At 59.2% G+C, this 18,108-nt stretch carries 17 protein-coding genes and 3 pseudogenes; 16 read left to right on the top strand and 4 right to left on the bottom strand.

The genetic code is table 11. The annotated features are described in order from the left end of the window. The first annotated feature begins 286 nt into the window (after positions 1-286). Positions 287-1,519 carry an MFS transporter gene (locus P9272_RS34030; RefSeq protein WP_063169386.1) on the top strand — a complete coding sequence of 411 codons (1,233 nt, stop codon included), beginning with the start codon at positions 287-289 and terminating at the stop codon, positions 1,517-1,519. Positions 1,520-1,780: 261 nt separating this feature from the next. Here P9272_RS34030 and P9272_RS34025 read toward each other — a convergent pair. Continuing rightward, a pseudogene (locus P9272_RS34025) lies at positions 1,781-2,812 on the bottom strand (ChuX/HutX family heme-like substrate-binding protein); the annotation flags it as partial. Positions 2,813-2,863: 51 nt separating this feature from the next. Next, positions 2,864-3,187, bottom strand: a complete 324-nt coding sequence (locus P9272_RS34020) for a hypothetical protein (protein WP_126066777.1) — start codon at positions 3,185-3,187, stop codon at positions 2,864-2,866. Positions 3,188-3,397: 210 nt separating this feature from the next. Between P9272_RS34020 and P9272_RS34015 the strand changes: the two genes are divergently transcribed. The 14 genes and pseudogenes from P9272_RS34015 (at position 3,398) to P9272_RS33950 (ending at position 14,899) form a co-directional block, all read left to right on the top strand. Continuing rightward, a complete protein-coding gene (locus P9272_RS34015; protein ID WP_029356570.1) occupies positions 3,398-3,718 on the top strand; it encodes an iron-sulfur cluster assembly accessory protein in 321 nt (106 codons plus the stop codon). A 347-nt stretch (positions 3,719-4,065) separates the two neighbouring features. Continuing rightward, on the top strand, positions 4,066-5,277 hold the full coding sequence (gene nifS, locus P9272_RS34010; protein WP_063169388.1) for a cysteine desulfurase NifS: 1,212 nt from the start codon (positions 4,066-4,068) through the stop codon (positions 5,275-5,277). Positions 5,278-5,456: 179 nt separating this feature from the next. Further along, on the top strand, positions 5,457-5,834 hold the full coding sequence (nifW, locus tag P9272_RS34005) for a nitrogenase stabilizing/protective protein NifW (RefSeq protein WP_063169389.1): 378 nt from the start codon (positions 5,457-5,459) through the stop codon (positions 5,832-5,834). 188 nt (positions 5,835-6,022) lie between these two features. After that, on the top strand, positions 6,023-6,874 hold the full coding sequence (locus tag P9272_RS34000; RefSeq protein WP_063169390.1) for an electron transfer flavoprotein subunit beta/FixA family protein: 852 nt from the start codon (positions 6,023-6,025) through the stop codon (positions 6,872-6,874). A 16-nt stretch (positions 6,875-6,890) separates the two neighbouring features. Beyond that, positions 6,891-8,000: an electron transfer flavoprotein subunit alpha/FixB family protein gene (locus tag P9272_RS33995; protein WP_024505237.1), complete on the top strand. Its 1,110-nt coding sequence runs from the start codon at positions 6,891-6,893 to the stop codon at positions 7,998-8,000. A 10-nt stretch (positions 8,001-8,010) separates the two neighbouring features. Further along, complete coding sequence (locus P9272_RS33990; protein ID WP_063169391.1) at positions 8,011-9,315, top strand: FAD-binding protein; 1,305 nt, start codon at positions 8,011-8,013, stop codon at positions 9,313-9,315. A 12-nt stretch (positions 9,316-9,327) separates the two neighbouring features. Beyond that, the gene (locus tag P9272_RS33985; protein WP_024505235.1) at positions 9,328-9,627 is read left to right on the top strand and encodes a ferredoxin family protein; all 300 of its coding nucleotides are present in this window, start codon (positions 9,328-9,330) and stop codon (positions 9,625-9,627) included. A gap of 255 nt (positions 9,628-9,882) precedes the next feature. Beyond that, a complete protein-coding gene (locus tag P9272_RS33980; RefSeq protein ID WP_063169392.1) occupies positions 9,883-10,599 on the top strand; it encodes an alpha/beta fold hydrolase in 717 nt (238 codons plus the stop codon). 691 nt (positions 10,600-11,290) lie between these two features. Further along, positions 11,291-11,377 (top strand): annotated as a pseudogene (locus P9272_RS33975) (helix-turn-helix domain-containing protein); the annotation flags it as partial. Positions 11,378-11,650: 273 nt separating this feature from the next. After that, positions 11,651-13,132 carry a nitrogenase cofactor biosynthesis protein NifB gene (gene nifB / locus P9272_RS33970; RefSeq protein WP_063169393.1) on the top strand — a complete coding sequence of 494 codons (1,482 nt, stop codon included), beginning with the start codon at positions 11,651-11,653 and terminating at the stop codon, positions 13,130-13,132. Between the two features lie 29 nt (positions 13,133-13,161). After that, the gene (locus tag P9272_RS33965) at positions 13,162-13,356 is read left to right on the top strand and encodes a 4Fe-4S binding protein (RefSeq protein ID WP_024505232.1); all 195 of its coding nucleotides are present in this window, start codon (positions 13,162-13,164) and stop codon (positions 13,354-13,356) included. Positions 13,357-13,441: 85 nt separating this feature from the next. Further along, entirely contained in the window at positions 13,442-13,762 is a 321-nt protein-coding gene (locus P9272_RS33960; RefSeq protein WP_024505231.1) for a nitrogen fixation protein NifZ, read from the top strand. After that, positions 13,759-13,971 carry a putative nitrogen fixation protein NifT gene (nifT, locus tag P9272_RS33955; protein WP_024505230.1) on the top strand — a complete coding sequence of 71 codons (213 nt, stop codon included), beginning with the start codon at positions 13,759-13,761 and terminating at the stop codon, positions 13,969-13,971. Before P9272_RS33960 ends, nifT begins: the two co-directional genes overlap by 4 nt. Positions 13,972-14,005: 34 nt before the next feature. Beyond that, positions 14,006-14,899, top strand: a complete 894-nt coding sequence (locus tag P9272_RS33950; RefSeq protein ID WP_024505229.1) for an SIR2 family protein — start codon at positions 14,006-14,008, stop codon at positions 14,897-14,899. A 307-nt stretch (positions 14,900-15,206) separates the two neighbouring features. Here the strand turns inward: P9272_RS33950 and P9272_RS33945 are convergent, their stop codons facing one another. Beyond that, entirely contained in the window at positions 15,207-15,773 is a 567-nt protein-coding gene (locus tag P9272_RS33945) for a sugar O-acetyltransferase (RefSeq protein WP_024505228.1), read from the bottom strand. Between the two features lie 464 nt (positions 15,774-16,237). Beyond that, a pseudogene (nifA, locus tag P9272_RS33940) lies at positions 16,238-17,281 on the bottom strand (nif-specific transcriptional activator NifA); the annotation flags it as partial. Positions 17,282-17,343: 62 nt separating this feature from the next. Here nifA and P9272_RS33935 point away from each other — a divergent pair. Further along, positions 17,344-17,796: a hypothetical protein gene (locus tag P9272_RS33935; protein ID WP_127262932.1), complete on the top strand. Its 453-nt coding sequence runs from the start codon at positions 17,344-17,346 to the stop codon at positions 17,794-17,796. Positions 17,797-18,108 lie beyond the last annotated feature (312 nt).

Below are 18,108 nucleotides of genomic sequence, written 5' to 3'. Positions count from 1 at the left end.
CGTCGATCATCCCCCCATCAAGGCCTCGATCGAGGACACCGCGTTCGGCTTGCTTGGTTCGCAGTGAACAGACCGCACTTCGACGAATGCGATCGATGCGACCGCGCCGAGAACTCTCCCGCATTGTCGACGGTTGGGTCCGTCGGCCCTCCGATGAGGCCTCGGATGCGTCGGGCTCCGAGGCCTCGACTGATGCCGACTGGCCGCCGCCGGAAGGTCTCGCGGCTTTGATCCCCGGCGATGTAGCCACCCCTGCTGCAACAGCTCCTAGCCGGAGAACTCATTCATGACCGAATCGGCGACAGATTTAGTGGACGCGGCTTTGTTCGACCGAGATCGGCTTGACCCAGAAAGTCCCTATCAACGTTCTGGCCCTGCATGGGGTGCCATCATTTCGCTTTCCTTCGGCACCTTCGGGCTTGTGACGGCAGAGTTTCTGCCCGCCAGCGTTCTGACACCGCTCGCGCATGATCTCCGTATCACCACGGGCACGGCTGGACAGGCGCTAACAGCGGCCGCAATCGTCGCGGCGATCTCGGCACCGATAATCGCCATCGTGACAAAGCGTCTGGACCGCAGGGTCGTCATCTGGGCGATGACGCTCCTGCTGATCCTGTCGAACGTTCTGGCGGAGGTTGCGGGGTCGCTGCCGGTTTTGCTGGCGGCACGCGTCGTCCTTGGCATATCGCTTGGTGGTTTTTGGTCAATTTCGGCAGCGTTGGCGATGCGGCTGGTTCCAAGTCACCTCATGCCGCGCGCCATGTCGGTCATCCTCACCGGCGTTTCTGTCGCCTCCGTCTGCGCGGCTCCAATCGGCGCTTATGTCGGTGACATTTGGGGATGGCGAGCCTCGTTCAAGGTCGCCGCAATCGTGAGTGCCGTTGCGCTGCTCGTGCAACTCGTAACCATTCCGCCACTGCCTCCGATCGAAGTGCGCAGATTCCGCAGTCCGCTGGATGTCGCGAAGAATCCGGCGATGAAGGTTGCGGTGCTAGTCGTGCTATTGGTCGCTTCCGGCCATTTTGCCAGCTTCGCCTACATCCGCGCCTTTCTCGAGAGCGTTCCTGCGCTCGACAAGAAGTCAATCCCGCTCGTGTTCCTTGCTTTTGGCACGGCCGGCGTCTTCGGCAATTTAGCCGGCGCATTCCTCACCAAACACAGTCTCAAGGCGGTCGCGGCCCTGCCGCCCCTGCTCATTGCCGTAGCCGCTGTCTCGCTCCTGACCATGAGAGCATCGGCCTTGACCTCGGCAATTGCAGTTGCCGTATGGGGCTTTGCTTTTGGCGCGGTCCCGGTCGGATTGCAGACATGGATGGTGCTACGCGCCGCTCCGAAACAGGCCGAGAGCGCTGGTGTACTGATGGTCATAACCTTCCAAGTGGCCATCGCAGCCGGCACAACTTGCGGTGGCCTATTGGTGGATCACACGGGTATTGCCAGTGTCTTTGTCTACAGCGCGGTTGCCACGTTCCTCGCTGTCTTGACAGTATTTTTGCTCGGCCCGAACCGCAAAACCTGACCGCCTGGTGGGGAGTGACGGTCGGCGGCGTTCACGCTATTGTCACCTCTGAGCTCGGCCCAAAGGCCGCGGCTTCGTCGTAACCATGCGGTCGATGGGGCAGCGCCAAATTGCTTCCTGCTCATCGCGTTGCGATAATACAGCGCGCTTATTGCGTCATCGTGTCCCCGGTCTCGGCTTCAATGCCCGGCTACTGGCTGCGGAGGCAGATGGGCGCCGGCGTCCCACCGACGACGATCGGTCTTTTCTCATGTAGCTGTCGGGGAAACGAGGCAGGTTTTCCGCCAGAACCCGCCAGTCGTCGCGCTCGCGTTCGCCTTCCTTGCGCGCACCGAACAACTGGATGATGATCTTGCCGTCGGACCCATATGCTTCGAGCGAGGTGACGTGACTGTCATTGGTCGGCTTGCGCACGGCCCAAACCTCACGGATTTGGTGGGTCCTGAGATGCAGCCGGAACGTTTCGTCCAGCACATGGATGCACGGCCCGATCTGCTTGACCGACTTGATTAAGCCGGAATGGGTCTGGATAGAACCTCGGTTGCCGACGAAGCACATGATCGGCAATTCGTCTTCGGCCGCACGCTGGAGCACGGCGCCAACTGCGGCATTGTCGAGCAGCCAAGCGTAATCCTGGCCGACCATGCGCAAAGCCTGGCAGCGGCTGAGCTTGAGCGTCTTTAGAAGGTTGACGTCAGTCAGCCGGCTCCAGTACTCGCGTAGGTCGTCCACCGTGCCGGCCCAGTCCGCAGTCCTCGCGCCCAGGTCGGCTACTCTCGCCTTAAGCGACATGGTCGGCTCCTGGTTGGCGGATACGAGCTCGGCCACCAGCTTTCGATAGGCATGAAGGTTGGAGACCGGCCTGAGATGCACCTTATGCACTGCTGCGCCGGCGGCGTCGAAGAATTGCAAACTGCGCTGGATTCCGCCGCGATGGCGCCTTTCAACAGCGAAACCATACCTCCAAGCCTGCGGGAAGACGCGAAGGTCGAATTCGTCACCAAGGACCATGGCGTGATTGTTGCCGGTTATCACTCTGTTGAAGACGCCAATCTTTTCGTGCACGGCACCTTGATTGCGGGTCAGCGCCGTCACTTCGCCCACGAATTCGAGGCCCGTCAGAAGGTGATTGACGCGCGGGTCGATGCGTGCCGCGCCGAAACCGCAATGGGCCGCGACCAGTTCCGCTTCCGAAATGGCCAATTGGGCGGCGAAATCACGCGCGGGAATGTTCGGACAGACTTCCCACGCACGCCGGATTTCGTTGGGCGACCGCTTCTTGCGCTGATCCATGTTTTTACCCCTGCCCCGTTCTTCTTTTGACGATCGATCGAAAAACGGGCCTCAGGGATGTGCACGGCGGACGCGATCGATCGTCAGGCACATGCCAGTCGAATCCTGTCTCCGGGCGGTCAGCGGCCAATCGCCGGTAGCGAGCGATTGTTGGGTGGTCGGCGCCAATCGGCCGATCGAGCATTCGGGTACCACCGGCGGTGCTGCTTTCCCACCAAGGCGGGTCTGATGGATCATATTGCTTTCCTTCGTTCTTCGATTGCGAGGGCAACCCAAAGGTGAATCGGCCGGCAATTTTGCCGCCGCAACGAAGGCTTCACAAAAATCGTGCCAGTTGCTCCGCGGCAAGCTCTGAACATCTTTGGCTCTGTTCATTGCTTTACGCGTGAGTGCATCGCGAACTCAGGCGCCCTTCCTGTGACGCGGACGCGACAAACCCGACAGTAAGTGTCGGTTGTCGGACGTCTCCCCAGCAATCGAGCATAAGAGACGTCGGGATGTCCTACGGTTTTTGACACGTCTTCCCTTTGGCACGGTCCATGCGAGATGATCCACGAAAACGCCGGACCGAGGAGAAATCGAGCCATGATTACGCTCACCGACAACGCTGTTGCCGCCATCAAGGCCGCTCTTTACCGCGCCAGCGAGCCGGCGGAAGGATTTCGCATCATGGTCCATGCCGGCGGCTGCGCCGGCTTCCAATACTCAATGGGCCTGGAGAGCGTCTCACGTGAGGGCGATGCGATCATCGAGCGAGATGGGCTCAAGGTGTTCATGGATAGAGGCTCCCAACCCCATGCCGCCGGCATGACCGTGGACTTCGTCACTGGGCTCGAAACATCCGGCTTTGTTTTCGATAACCCCAATGCGCGTGAGACGTGCGGCTGCGGCAAGTCCTGCAAATGATTGCGAGGGAACAGGCTATGTTCGACTATAGCGACGCCAAGGAATACTGCGTCGAACCGGTAACCGCCGGCGCTCTGGAACCGGCCGACACGCACTGTCGGCCCGGAACAATTGCGTTCGGTGATGCACCAAATCGCGATCATCGATCGTTGCCGTGGGCAAGCAAACAAAATTGCCCGAAACAGCTGAATTCCCGGCGGATGCCGCCACCAAAGGGCAATGTCGACAGCGACCGGTCAGCCAAGCCATCGCTCCCCCGGCCGCCCACCTTACCAGATACGATATGCGCCAGAGGTTCAATGGCCCGACTACCCTTGAATCATTTCAGCAGTTGAAGGATCACTCCCATGAACCCTGTCTATCTCGACAACAACGCAACGACGCGGGTTGATCCTGCAGTCGTTGGAGCGATGTTGCCTTTCTTTACGGAGCAATTTGGCAATCATTCGTCCATGCACGCCTATGGCGCATCGGTTGCTGAAGCCGTGAGAAAGGCGAGGCAACAGTTGCAAGCCCTCATCGGCGCGGGATTCGAGGACGAGATCATCTTCACCTCGGGCGGGACTGAAAGCGACAGTACAGCCATCCTTTCGGCGCTGGAGGTGATGCCCGACCGAACGGAAATAGTGACTTCCGCGGTTGAACATCCGGCCGTTCTGAAGTTGTGCGCGCACCTTGAGAAGACGCGCGGCGTCAAGGTGCACATTATCCCAGTCGATCACTACGGCCGGCTCGACCTGGACGCCTACAGAACCGCCCTCACCCCACAAGTGGCAATCGTCTCGATAATGTGGGCGAACAATGAGACCGGTACGATCTTTCCCGTGGTTAAGCTTGCCGATCTAGCCAGGGAAGTCGGCGCGCTTTTCCACACTGATGCAGTGCAGGCGGTCGGAAGGCTTCCGATTGAGCTGAAATCGACCGCGATCGACATGCTGTCGCTCTCCGCCCACAAGCTGCATGGTCCAAAGGGGATAGGCGCGCTTTATGTAAGACGTGGCGTGCGCTTCTCCTCCATGATCAAGGGTGGGCACCAAGAGCGCGACCGGCGTGCAGGCACTGAAAACACACCCGGCATAGTCGGACTGGGCATGGCGGCCGAACTCGCCTTGAAATTCATGGACGAGACAAAACGAATAAAATGGTTGCGCGACCGCCTTGAGAACGGGATCATCCAGCGCATCCCAAACACATCCATCAACGGCGATCCGCAAGAGCGATTGCCAAACACTGCAAACATTGGATTCGAAGGTATCGAAGGCGATGCAATTCCAATTGTCCTGAGCCGGCTGGGAATCGCCTGTTCCGCCGGGTCCGCCTGTGCCTCTGGCTCACTGGAACCGAGCCATGTTCTGATCGCTATGAACGCGGCATGTGGGGCAGTCCGCTTCTCCTTGTCGCGTGACAACGGCGAAGATGACGTAGACCGCGTGCTTGAGGTCCTGCCTGCGATCACCGAGAAGCTACGGGCCGTTCCCAGTGCTGGACTGTGCGGGCGAGGTGCAGAACAGCTTCATTCCGGCCCGGGTCCGAGCGGCACAATAGCCGACGAGCCGTGAGGTCTTCCTCAACGTGACGACCCTGCGCAAGGAGAGCAGTTAAACTCGGGGTCGCCTTCACCACTTCAGAAAAGCTTGAGATCGCCAAGTCTCTTGCCCAGCCGCCGTGCCAGAGGTCGGCACGCCGTCAGCAATGTCACCAATGCATCGACACCACAATTTCGCGCCGGGAGAATACAATGAACTGCTCCGCTGATAGCCGCCCGATCGATCGCACCGATATCCTAGCGCGACTGAAGGGCCTGTCGGCCGCGGAGGACTTCTTCGCCTGCCTTGACGTCTCCTACGACCCGAAAGTGATGAATGTCTCGCGGCTCCATATCATGAAGCGCGTGGGCCAATACCTTGCCGAAGAAGATTTCTCCGGTCTGCCTAACCAGGTAATCGCCGCGCGGGTGCGCGCCAAGCTGGAACGCGCCTACGAAGATTTCGCGACTTCCTCGCCGCTCACGCAACGTGTGTTCAAGGTGCTAAGGGACCACGATCCAAACATATGTCCCGCACCTGGCCGCGCCTTCGTCCCGCTCGACTCTGCACTGAAGCGGTTCGGAAAGTAATGAGCCCGACACGGCTGCGACGCGACAATGTCGAGAAGTCGACAAATCCAGTCCTCATGACGCCTCCTCGGAAGCAAACGAAGCCACCTTCTGGAATAGAGGCAGGAAGACGACTTGGCATGAACGATGCAGGCAATGAGGTGAACCGCCAAGCACGAATCCGGACTGGGAGCTTAGAGAAACCGCCAATGCATATCGTAGTCTGCATCAAGCAGGTGCCGGATTCGGCACAGATCCGCGTGCACCCGGTGACGAACACGATCATGCGTCAGGGTGTTCCGACCATCATCAATCCTTACGACCTGTTCGCCCTCGAAGAAGCGCTCAAACTGCGCGACGTTCATGGTGGCGAGGTTACTGTGCTCACAATGGGTCCGCCCATGGCGGAGGACTCGCTGCGAAAGGCGCTCGGTTACGGTGCTGACCGAGCAGTTCTCTTGACGGACCGCTATTTTGCCGGATCCGATACGCTGGCGACTTCCTTTGCTCTTTCGCAAGCAATCGCAAAAATTGGGGAGACTTTCGGCAGGCCGGACATCGTCTTCACCGGCAAGCAGACGATTGACGGCGATACCGCCCAGGTCGGACCGGGCATAGCCAAGCGCCTAGATTTATCGCAACTTACCTATGTCGCGAAGATTGCCTCCATCGATCTCGATACGCGAGAGATCGAAGTCGCTCGTCGCGCCGAAGGCGGCACCCAGTTGCTGAAGAGCAGACTCCCTTGCCTCATTACCATGCTGGAAGACACCAACGAAATCCGCCGGGGCTCGCTCCAGCAGGCTCTGTGCGCGGCGCGCAGCCAAGTCGTGAAGTGGACTGCAGCCGACGCCGGCATTGACGATCTCACCCGGTGCGGTCTGCGTGGCTCGCCTACAGTCGTCAAGCGTGTTTTCGCCCCCACCGCACGGGCAGAAAGGGCGGCGCAGATCGACACCGCGGAAAGGGGCTTGCAGGACATAGCCGATGAACTCATCGCCGATATCTTAACCCGCCGGCCGGCGCTGGAACATGAGCTGGCCTTCAACAGCGGCACGTGACGGCCAGGAGCAGAAAATGTCGACCGCAAGCCAAACTACCCCTCGCATTGCCCCCGGCCGTGCCGGTGTAAAGAAAGAACTTCCCGACCGTTTCAAAGACTACCGGCACGTGTGGGTCTTCCTCGAGCTCGAACGCGGCAATGTGCATCCTGTATCATTCGAACTGCTGGGCGAAGGCCGCAAATTAGCCGACAAGCTTGAAGTCCAGCTCGCGGGCGTCGTGCTGGGACCGCCGGGCGAGATGGTCGAGGACGCTGTTGCCGAGGCCTTCGCTTACGGGGCGGATCTTGTCTACATCGTCGATGCGCCGCCGCTCGCCGACTACCGGAACGAGCCGTTCGCCAAGGCGCTCACGGATCTGGTCAATACCCATAAACCCGAAATCCTCCTTCTCGGCGCGACCACACTGGGCAGGGATCTTGCAGGCTCGGTAGCGACGACCCTGCAGACGGGGCTCACGGCCGACTGCACCGAACTTGATGTAGATTCCGACGGTTCACTCGCCGCGACCCGTCCGACTTTTGGTGGCTCATTGTTGTGTACGATCTATACACTAAATTACCGGCCGCAAATGGCGACGGTGCGACCAAGGGTCATGCCTATGCCGCAACGGGTGGATAAGCCGGTCGGGCGTGTCATGCGGCACAAGCTGTCGCTCGTTGAGGACGATATCGTCACCAAAGTCCTCGGCTTCCTACCGGATAACCAGTCGGCAATGGCAAATCTTGCCTATGCGGATGTCGTGGTTGCGGGAGGCCTCGGTCTCGGAGCGGCGGAGAACCTTCAGCTTGTGAAGAATCTTGCCCGAGCGATCGGCGCCGAGCATGGCTGTTCGCGCCCCTTGGTCCAGAAGGGCTGGATGCCGGCTGATCGACAGATTGGACAAACTGGCAAGACCATTCGACCGAAGCTTTACATCGCGGCCGGAATTTCCGGCGCCATCCAGCACCGAGTTGGGGTCGAGGGGGCCGATCTCATCGTCGCGATCAACACCGATCCGAACGCGCCGATTTTCGAGTTCGCCCACCTCGGGATCGTCACGGATGCAATCCGCTTCCTGCCCGCACTGACGGAAGCCTTCACCCGGCGGCTGTCGCCGCACAGTCGAGACAAGCTTGCGAGTTGAGGGAGAGGACATGATTGAACAATTCGATGCCATTGTGGTCGGAGCCGGCATGTCTGGAAACGCAGCTGCTTACACTTTGGCAAGCCAGGGGCTGAAGGTCCTGCAGTTGGAGCGCGGGGAATATCCGGGCTCTAAGAACGTCCAGGGTGCCATAATGTACGCGAACATGCTGGAGAAGATCATCCCGGACTTCCGGGATGATGCGCCCCTCGAGCGGCACCTGGTCGAACAGCGACTTTGGGTGATGGACGACACGTCTCACACCGGAATTCATTACCGGTCGGACGACTTCAATGAGGCGAAACCCAACCGCTACACGATCATCCGCGCCCAGTTCGACAAATGGTTTTCCCGCAAGGTGCGCGAGGCTGGCGCGACGGTCCTGTGTGAGACGACCGCGACGGAACTCGTCCGTGATGGCAATGGCAAGGTGATCGGCGTCCGCACAGACCGGGCTGGCGGAGTGGTCTTCGCGAATGTGGTCGTTCTCGCAGAAGGGGTGTCGGGATTGCTTGGCACTCGCGCAGGCCTGCGCGAGATGCCGAAGCCGGAGACCGTGGCGATTGCCGTCAAGGAAATGCATTTCTTGCCCGAAGAGGTCATTGGCCAGCGGTTCGGGGTGAAGGGCGATGAAGGCTGCGTAATCGAGGCCGTGGGCACGATCTCTCGCAGCATGGCCGGGCTCGGCTTCCTTTACACCAATAAGGAGTCGATTTCACTCGGCATCGGCTGCCTGGTCTCGGATTTCGCCGCGACGATGGAGAGCCCGTCCGCCCTCCTGGATGCGATGAAAAACCATCCTTCGATCCGGCCGCTGATCGCTGGCTCGGAGGTGAAAGAATATGCCGCCCATCTTATCCCCGAAGGTGGTTACAGGGCCATTCCGCAGCTATTCGGCGACGGTTGGGTCATCGTCGGCGACGCAGCGCAACTGAACAATGCCATTCACCGTGAGGGTTCGAACCTTGCCATGACCTCGGGTCGTGTCGCGGCTGAGGCGATCATCAAAGTCAAAAGCCGCAACGGTCCTATGACCAAAGCGAACCTTGCGCTCTACAAGACGATGCTGGATGACTCCTTTGTGATCAAGGATCTTAAGAAATACAAGGACATGCCAGCCTTACTCCACACCAATTCCAGCAACTTTTTTGACAGCTATCCGCGGTTGATGTCGCATGCCGCTCAGACCTTCATGCGTGTCGACGGCACGCCGAAGATCGAGAAGGAAAAGAACACCACGGCCGCCTTCATCAACGCGCGCTCGCGCTGGGGGTTGGTCAGCGACGCGGTCCGCCTGGCATTGGCATGGCGCTGAAGAGGGTACAAGATGACGATCGCAGTGACGAAGGTTCGTGTCGAGGACAAACTTTACCAGAACCGCTATCTGGTCGATTCCGGCCGCCCCCATATCATAGTGCGACCGCACGACAAGCCAAGCGCGAACTTGCTTGCGTTGACCTACGTCTGTCCGGCGAAATGCTATGAGTTGAATGACAAGGGTCAAGTCGAGATCACCGCCGACGGCTGCATGGAATGCGGCACCTGCCGGATATTGTGCGAGAAAGGCGGCGACATCGAGTGGAACTATCCGCGCGGCGGCTTTGGTGTCCTGTTCAAGTTCGGATGATCAGCCGGTGCCAAGAGCATGCCGGCAGCGAGCAACTGCGGCACACCATGAGCCTCTCCATCCACTTGCAAAGAGCTAGTGAATATTGGGTTTCGCAATTCAAGTTTCCTCGACTTGGTAGGGGTATCCTCAGGCCACGGGGCGCCTGTGCCGGACTTACCACCGGTAACGTGGTCGAGCCCCTTTGGACAATGTCCGGCCATCGTGCCGGATGGCAGCCACAACGGCCGGTGAGCAAATGGAACGGCACAATCCATGATAAAGACGTATGTGCTAGTGCATGGTGCCTGGCATGGCGGATGGTGTTGGCGGGACGTCGCCGCCAATCTTCGCAAGATGGGATGCCACGTGACCACGCCTACCCAGACAGGTGTCGGCGAACGCGCACGTTTGCTGTGCAAGGACATCACGCCCGACACATTCGTGACCGACATCGTCAACCACATTGTAACGGAAGAGCTGAGCGATGTGATCCTTGTCGGTCACAGTCTAGGCGGCATCAGCATCACCGGCGCCGCCGACCGGATACCCGACCATATCAGCCATCTCGTTTATCTCGACGGCGCCATCGTCGAGAGCGGTCAAAGTGTATTCAGCACCATGCCCCCCGACATCGTCGCCGCCCGTCGAAAATTGGTTGCGGAGGAAGGACGGGGTATCTTCATGCCGACTCCGCCGCCAACAGCATTCGGCACTCCCGAGGGACACTCGCTCACGGACTGGGTGCGGCGCCGGATAACACCGCATCCGGCAGGCACCTACGAAAGCGGACTTAAGCTCGAGCACCCGCTCGGCAACGGCAGACCCCGAACCTATGTCGTCTGCACTAATCCACTCCACCCGCCGATGGCGGGAGCGCGAGAATGGGTCGCGAAGCAGGATGGCTGGGCGTGGCAGGAACTCGCCACTGGCCACGACGCAATGATCCTCGCGCCGACGGAAGTTGCTCTCCTTCTTAGCGCTGTCGGCTGAGGAACCAAGTAGGGGGAGCGGCGGCCGATTCTCAGGCCGTGGCCTTGAGCTCTGGTGCAAGGATGTAGGCCCAACGGGTCGTTCCGGTGGCGCCACCGAAACCACTAGGCGGGAGTGGCCTGTCCTGCCGACGTCGCAAGCTTGCGAGCGTTCCGCCGCGGCCGCAGCCCGTAGCGCCGGGCAACCTCCGAGATCACCGCGTCGGCTCCAGGGTCTCGGAGATGACTCCGTGCCTTGTCGTCCATCGACCAATGCCGCCGACCAACAGCGCCGTTGATCACCCTCGAAAACGCCGAGGCTGCCGCTCAGGGTCAATCGTAAGTTCAAGTTCAGACACAAGCCGATCTCCGATCCACCTCAGAATCGGCAGGCCCACAGATCGCGGGTCCTCCTGGAAGGACACAGCGCTTACCCTTGAAATATGGAGAACCATGGCTTTGCGCCGTCGGCAGTTGAGCTGATCTCGCAATGCTATTTCCCCGGCAACGTCCGCGAGCCGGAGAACTGCGTGCTTGGCGTTCTCCTCTGGAAGGAACCAATCTTTCGGAACGTGGCAATGTCATCGACGAGCTCTCACGGGCCAGCACGATGCCGGTTCGGCGCATCGGCGCCCGCCTGAACACGAGATGGCCACTTGCGATTCTAACGATACGGCCGGACGGGGGCTGGGACCGCGGCGGACGAAGCGTGACGGCTGATCGACACAATGGAGAAGGCCGGCTGGGTTCAGGCTAATGCGGCTCGAATTCTCGGCCTCAAGCTGCGACAAGTCGGCTAGGCGATACGCCGGCATAGTATCGAGGTGAAGGAACTTCTAAGAGCCTGATGAGCCAATCGTCAGGCCAGTGGTCTTGCGCGCCCTGTGCGCGACAAGGAGTGCTTCGTGCTTCTGAACGGATTTGGACTTGCACTGTCGCAAGCAGGACAAAATTGTGTCGCGCCGGCCTGACACAATGCGATATCGACCCGAATAGTGAACTGAAGCCGCTTTTTTCAGTTGGTATGGCTCTTGCACCTTGAACCGCGACGTTACCAGCAACGGAGCCGTTTGATGTCCTCACCGACAGTTTCGATTGAGGGGCCGACTAGCACGACATCCGAGGGTCTTCTGGCAGCCGCGAAATCCGGTGGCTGCGCATCGTCTTCCTACGGCTCGTCGCCGACCAGCCCGGGCGAAGAGGATCCGGCTATTTGGGAAAGGATCAAGGATCACCCCTGCTTTTCGGAGGAAGCGCATCATTATTTCGCGCGTATGCATGTGGCGGTCGCGCCGGCTTGCAATGTCCAGTGCAACTATTGCAATCGCAAATACGATTGCGCCAACGAGAGCCGGCCTGGTGTTGTGTCTGAGAAGTTGACGCCCGACCAAGCGCTACGCAAGGTCATCGCCGTTGCCAACAAAGTTCCGCAGCTTTCGGTTCTTGGCATCGCTGGGCCGGGGGATGCCTGTTACGATTGGGAGAAAACGAAGGCAACGTTCGACCGCGTCATCAGGGAAATCCCCGACATAAAGCTGTGCGTCTCCACTAATGGGCTCGTGCTGCCGGACCATGTCGCCGAGCTTGCCGAAATGAATGTTGATCACGTGACGATCACCATCAACATGGTCGACCCGGAAGTCGGCGCGAAGATCTATCCATGGATCTTTTATGAAAATCGCCGCTACTTCGGCATCGAAGCCGCTCGAATCTTGCACGCGCGGCAGATGCTGGGCCTGGAGATGCTGAGCGCGCGCGGCATCCTCACCAAAATCAACTCGGTGATGATTCCTGGAGTGAACGACCAGCACCTGTTTGAGGTGAACAAAATGGTCAGGGAGCGGGGCGCGTTTCTGCACAACGTGATGCCTCTGATTTCGGACCCGGCGCACGGTACCCACTACGGACTCATCGGGCAGCGCGGCCCAACGGCAACGGAGATGATGGCTCTTCAGGATCGACTTGAAGGTGGCGCCAAGTTGATGCGCCACTGCCGGCAGTGCCGGGCAGATGCTGTCGGCCTGCTCGGTGAAGATCGTGGCCAGGAATTCACGCTGGACGGTATTCCCGACGATGTCGCCTACGATGCTGGCAAGCGTCAGGCCTATCGGCAGGTGGTCGCACACGAGCGCCGTGATCATGAGGCGGCGAGGAGCGAGGCCATCGGTATGGTCAAGGCAACAGACTCCGAAAAGTCGCTTCTGGTTGCGGTGGCCACTAAGGGAGGTGGACGGGTCAACGAACACTTCGGCCACGCGAAGGAATTCCAGGTTTATGAAGTCTCGCCTAGAGGGATCAGCTTGGTCGGGCATCGGAAGGTCGAGCGGTATTGCCTCGGAGGCGGGGGCGAAGACGCCATCCTCGAGGGCGTCATCGCAGCGCTCGAAGGCATACACATAGTGCTATGCGCCAAGATCGGAAATCGCCCGAAGGAACAACTCTCGCGAGTTGGACTGCGCGTAACCGACGCCTATGGCCATGACTACATCGAGACCGCAGTCAGCGCACTTTACGCGGCAGAGTTTGGGATCAGACCACTAGCGGCGACGGCCTGAGCCGTCTCGTCCGATAACCAGGAGTTAGAATGGCTTTAAAGATCATCGCATCCCAATGTACCCAATGCGGGGCCTGCGAGTTCGAATGTCCTTCGGAAGCGATCAAGTTCAAGGGCGACGCCTATGTGATCGATCCAAACAAGTGCACCGAATGCAAGGAGGCCTTCGATACGCAGCAATGCGTGTCGGTCTGTCCGGTACCGAAAACCTGCGTTCCCGCTTGATTCCTACCGAAACGGTCGGGTTCGCCGCACGACGACGCCTGCAACCCGCGACCACAACAAAAGCCTCGAGAAAGGAATGGACAGCATGTGGTCCAGACGCGAACAGGAGGTCGAAATCGGCAGACCGCCACGGTTCATGCAGGGTGAGCGGGTCCGTGCGATACGCCACATAAAAAACGACGGCACCTATCCCGGCAAGGAGATCGGCGAAAACCTCGTGCGGAAGGGCGACGAAGGCTACGTGCGCGACATTGGAACCTTTCTCCAGCAATTCTTCATCTATGCGGTCGAATGGATCGATCGTGGCACGGTCGTCGGCATGCGAGCGCGCGAACTCATTAGCCTCGACAAAGTCGAGGTTCCCTGCGGAGCTGAAGGCATTTCCAACGGGGGAACAGCCGGATGAAAGTAATGATTCGCAGGACCGCTACTGGCTTGTCGGCTTATGTCCCCAAGAAGGATCTCGAAGAGCCGATCACCGAGATTGAGAACGCTGACTTATGGGGCGGGACCGTGACGCTCAGGAACGGTTGGCGGCTCATGCTGCCCGACCTTCCGCGCGACACGCGTTTGCCGATCACCGTCGAGGCGATGAAGATTTCCGACGGGGCCTGATGCCGGTGGGTTCAGTGGCGGAGAGGAAACGCGTATGAACACGATGCTGAGCTGGGACCATCTCGTCGTCGTCCGGGGCAGTTTTGCCAAAAAACTGATTGACCTGCTGAACGGCGCTCTCAAGGCCGATCGAGTGATCCCCTATCTCGGTCCTGGTCTTCTGCAGCTTAACCCACCGGAATCCCCTGTACCTTGCACCCCTGAAGATGTCGCCGCGGCCCTCAACAAGCGGGCGCCTGCCCCTTCCAGGATTCGCACCAATATGTGGTCGGTCGCGCAGTTTATCGAGCAGCGCCGACATCGTCGGACTCTCCAAGCGTGGATGGCGGAGATATTCGCAGCCCCCGCCGAGCCGACCGTTCTTCACGCCTGGCTCGCAACCCTTCAACTGTCTGTCATCATCGACAGCTGGTACGATGGCGCCATGCGAGCAGCCCTTGCAGAGGCCGGCCAAACAGACGTTGTCGAGATACAAGGAACGACGCGCGCGACCGGAATCGGTAACATCTGGACGAGAACTTACGATTTGTCAGGAACAGAACTCGAGGCCGAACAAGTGGCTAGGACGGTGCTCTATGCGCCGCACGGCAGCGTCAGGCCGGCGGCAAACTTCCTCGTGGCTGATTCCGATTACGTCGAAGTCCTAACCGAAATTGATATCCAGACGCCGATCCCGGACGCGGTGAAGCAACGGCGCGTCAACCGGGGTTTTTTCTTCGTGGGCTGCCGCTTCAACGATCAGATGCTGCGCACATATGCCAGACAGCTGATGAAGCGCTCCACTGGCCCACATTTTGCGGTGATCGATTCGGCTACGCTGACCAGAAACGAACGTCGTTTCCTTGCCGAAGGCGCAATCACGGTCATCGACATGCCGATCCGCAACGCCGCGGCTCGCCTCGTCGGGGTCGATGCTAGCCAGGATTAATGGCCGGCGATTGCTGGTGAGTCGCTGCTTGCCTCCAAGGGCGAAAACTCAGTTGGGAATACATTCGTGAGCAGTAATGCTAGTGGCAGCACAACGTAGGCTCTGAATTCGTTGGGCCATGTGAAAGGGTCCGCTGCTGCGGGACGTGAGCACGTTGCGGCGGCATTACGCACATGATCTTGTGACCCCCGTGGCAAAAGAACTGAAGCGCCCGAGTCGCGACAACATATGCAGCGCTCAATGGCTTCGACAAAAATTCGGCACAGTTTCGACAGTTCGCATGCACCTCCAGGGTCAACGAGGTTGATTATGCCTGTTTATGTGGGTCGGCCACGCGAGCAGGAATTCCCACTACCTTTGCCCCGGCGGGAACATCTCGTGTGACCACGCAGCCAGCGCCTACCACTGCATTATCACCAATCGTGACGCCAGGCAGAATGATTGCTCCACCGCCGATCCAGACACGGCTGCCAATGTGAACAGGACGCCCGACCTGCAGGCCGGCCTGCCGCTGCTCGGCATCATGTGGATGATCGGCGGTATAAATCTGCACAGCAGGCCCAATTGCCGTTCCTTGCCCGATTTTGACCTCTACCACGTCAAGAATAACGCAGTTGAAGTTGATGTAGGCATTGGCTCCAATGCGGATATTGAATCCGTAGTCGCAAAAAAAGGGCGGACGGATGACCGTTCCGCGCCCAACCTCTCCCAGCCGCTCGGACAAAAGCTCATGCCAATGCCCCGTGGTCTGCCCCAGCGTATCATTGTACCGCTTGAGCCAAGCCCCGGTTGCCAACAGGTCAGCTTGGATCTCCGGATCCGCCGCATTGTAAAACTCGCCTGCGAGCATCTTTTCTTTTTGGCTACGCATCATAGTCTCCCGTCAGGTCGTGTCCCGTACAGTGATGCAGGAACGCACATCAAACTGCCTCGGCAACTTTGTAACTCGATCTTGCCGGGCGCGCGGTCGGTCACGAGCCGGGGCGACAGTTTCGTCTCGACCAACTTCCAAGAATTTGGATATCGGAGATCAACCGGTCGCAGGGGCCAATACCTGACGAAGTCGGCAACTGTCCAGCGGTCGAACTCACTTTCATGCCCATCTCAGATTGCGTGATATCGAGCGGTAAGCCATCAGCTAATGTATCGACCAGGTCCCGCCAGAGGATTACTCCTTTTTAGTTTGTCAGTCGCAGAGCCCCAGTACGACTGGTGGTAGAAAGCACACGGCCGGAATCTTGGCAGCGCTGTTCACACCCACTTCGTAAGCCTGGCCGATGGGCTCGGCGCCAGAGCACCAATGCTTGACCTGCTCCAGCTCTTGCTCGGCGGGTTGTTTCAGAGACGCTTGATCTCGATACCGCGTTTTCTCAGCACGTAGCCGATCTGGCGCGGGGTCAAACCGAGCAGGCGCGCCGCCTTTGCCTGCACCCAGCCACACTTTTCCATGGCAGCAATGACCGTATCGGCATCGGGCACCCTACCACGAGTCGTGGCAGGGCCTATCGGCGCTTGCCCGTCGCCGACGGGCGGGGCGGCACAGGCGGCGGAAGGCTCGATCGTAGTCGACTTCTCTGACGTCGGCTGTCCGTTCTTCCACAGCGCCGCGGCCAAGCACTGATCCGCGTAACAGGCAAAGTCAGTTCTGAGGATTGATGGACCCGTCGCCAGAACTGCCGTCCGTTGAACGCAGTTTTCGAGCTCTCGGATGTTACCTGGAAATTCGCAGTTCATTAGCACCTCAATCGCTTCGGGAGCGAAGGTCAGCGTGTGATCATTCTCAGTATTGAAATTCTTGAGAAACTGAGCGGCCAAGAGCGGAATATCACCTCGCCTTTCGCGCAATGCCGGCACGCGTAAAGTGACGACGTTGATGCGATAATAGAGGTCTTGCCGGAACTCCTTGCGTTGAACTGCCGTTTCCAAGTCCCTGTTCGTTGCGGCAATCACGCGAACATCAACTTTAATGGTGTGGTTGCTGCCGACGCGCTCAAACTCCTGCTCCTGCAGGACACGCAGCAGCTTAGCCTGGAACGAACCTGATATTTCGCCAATCTCGTCCAGAAACAATGTGCCTTTGTCGGCAGCCTCAAAGCGCCCCTTGCGCAAACTGCTCGCGTCGGTGAAGGCACCCTTCTCATGACCGAACAAGTCAGATTCCAGAAGCGTCTCGGTGAGCGCCGCGCAATTGACCTTGATGAAGGGCTGCTTGGCGCGAGGCGAGAGCTCGTGAATGGCTTTGGCAACCAGCTCCTTGCCGGTTCCGGATTCACCTCGCAACAGGACCGTAGTCTTCGCCTTGGCCACCTTGACAAGGTGCTCACGCAGCTTGCGCAGCGCCTGACTATCGCCAAGCATCTCCTTGCTGATCTTTTTACGTTCCATTTGGCAGCCCATCCCACTCCGCCACCCGCCGGTAGAACTGCACTGGACGGTGAGCTGTGTTGTATTTCGCCATCATCATTCTCGATCTCACCTTTGTTGCTTCGAAATTTCCGGCGCGCGGACCCCCTCGGCAAATGGCAATGGCGCCTGAGCATCGTTGTCTTTCACCAGGACGAGCGTCTTCTCCTCCGTGCGGGCGCCCGCAATATGCGCGCTTGTTTGCGCAGGCCTTTACTCGACCGGTCGCCGTTCTGTCCGGCTTCTGCCGCACCGCAGCCTGCAAACCCATCCTTGACAAGAAAGGAGGGGAGTCAATCGAGCTCTCCTTGCATTCGTGCAAGGAAAATTGTCAGTTTGATAGAATTCTATCAAAACGGCAGAAACGCCCCGCCCCCAATTTGGCTGTACCTGCGGCGTTCAGCTTACGTGACGACATGTGCGGACTTGTCCCAATTGCCGTCCGAGTTGTGCGGGAAACAGTAGCCGCTGCGCTGTTCGCTTCAACCGCGTGATGCCGCTGACAGTAGAGGCGGCGGCTCGTCGAGCGAGGCTTCATTGTTCGGCTACTAAAGCGGCTGTGCTTTGGTGGGAGTTGGTTTCGCCCAAGTTCTGGGCCTGGGGGCGTCTAGCCCGTTTCGCCGCACAGGCTCCTCCCACATCGTCGAGGCCGAGAAGGAGGGACCCCACAGCCCTCCCTGTATCACAATGCCCCGCCCCTCAAGCAGCTAGATACGACAGGTGACCTCGAATGAGGCGTCTTGCATGGCTTCTACACCTGCCTGAATGCCAGAACTGCGTTCGTACCGCCCATGGCGAAGGCGTTG

Source organism: Mesorhizobium sp. WSM4976 (genome assembly GCF_029625685.1).
Classification (GTDB): Bacteria; Pseudomonadota; Alphaproteobacteria; order Rhizobiales; family Rhizobiaceae; genus Mesorhizobium.
The sequence above is the reverse complement of the archived record's forward strand: the minus strand, read 5'-3'. Positions and strand labels throughout refer to the sequence as shown.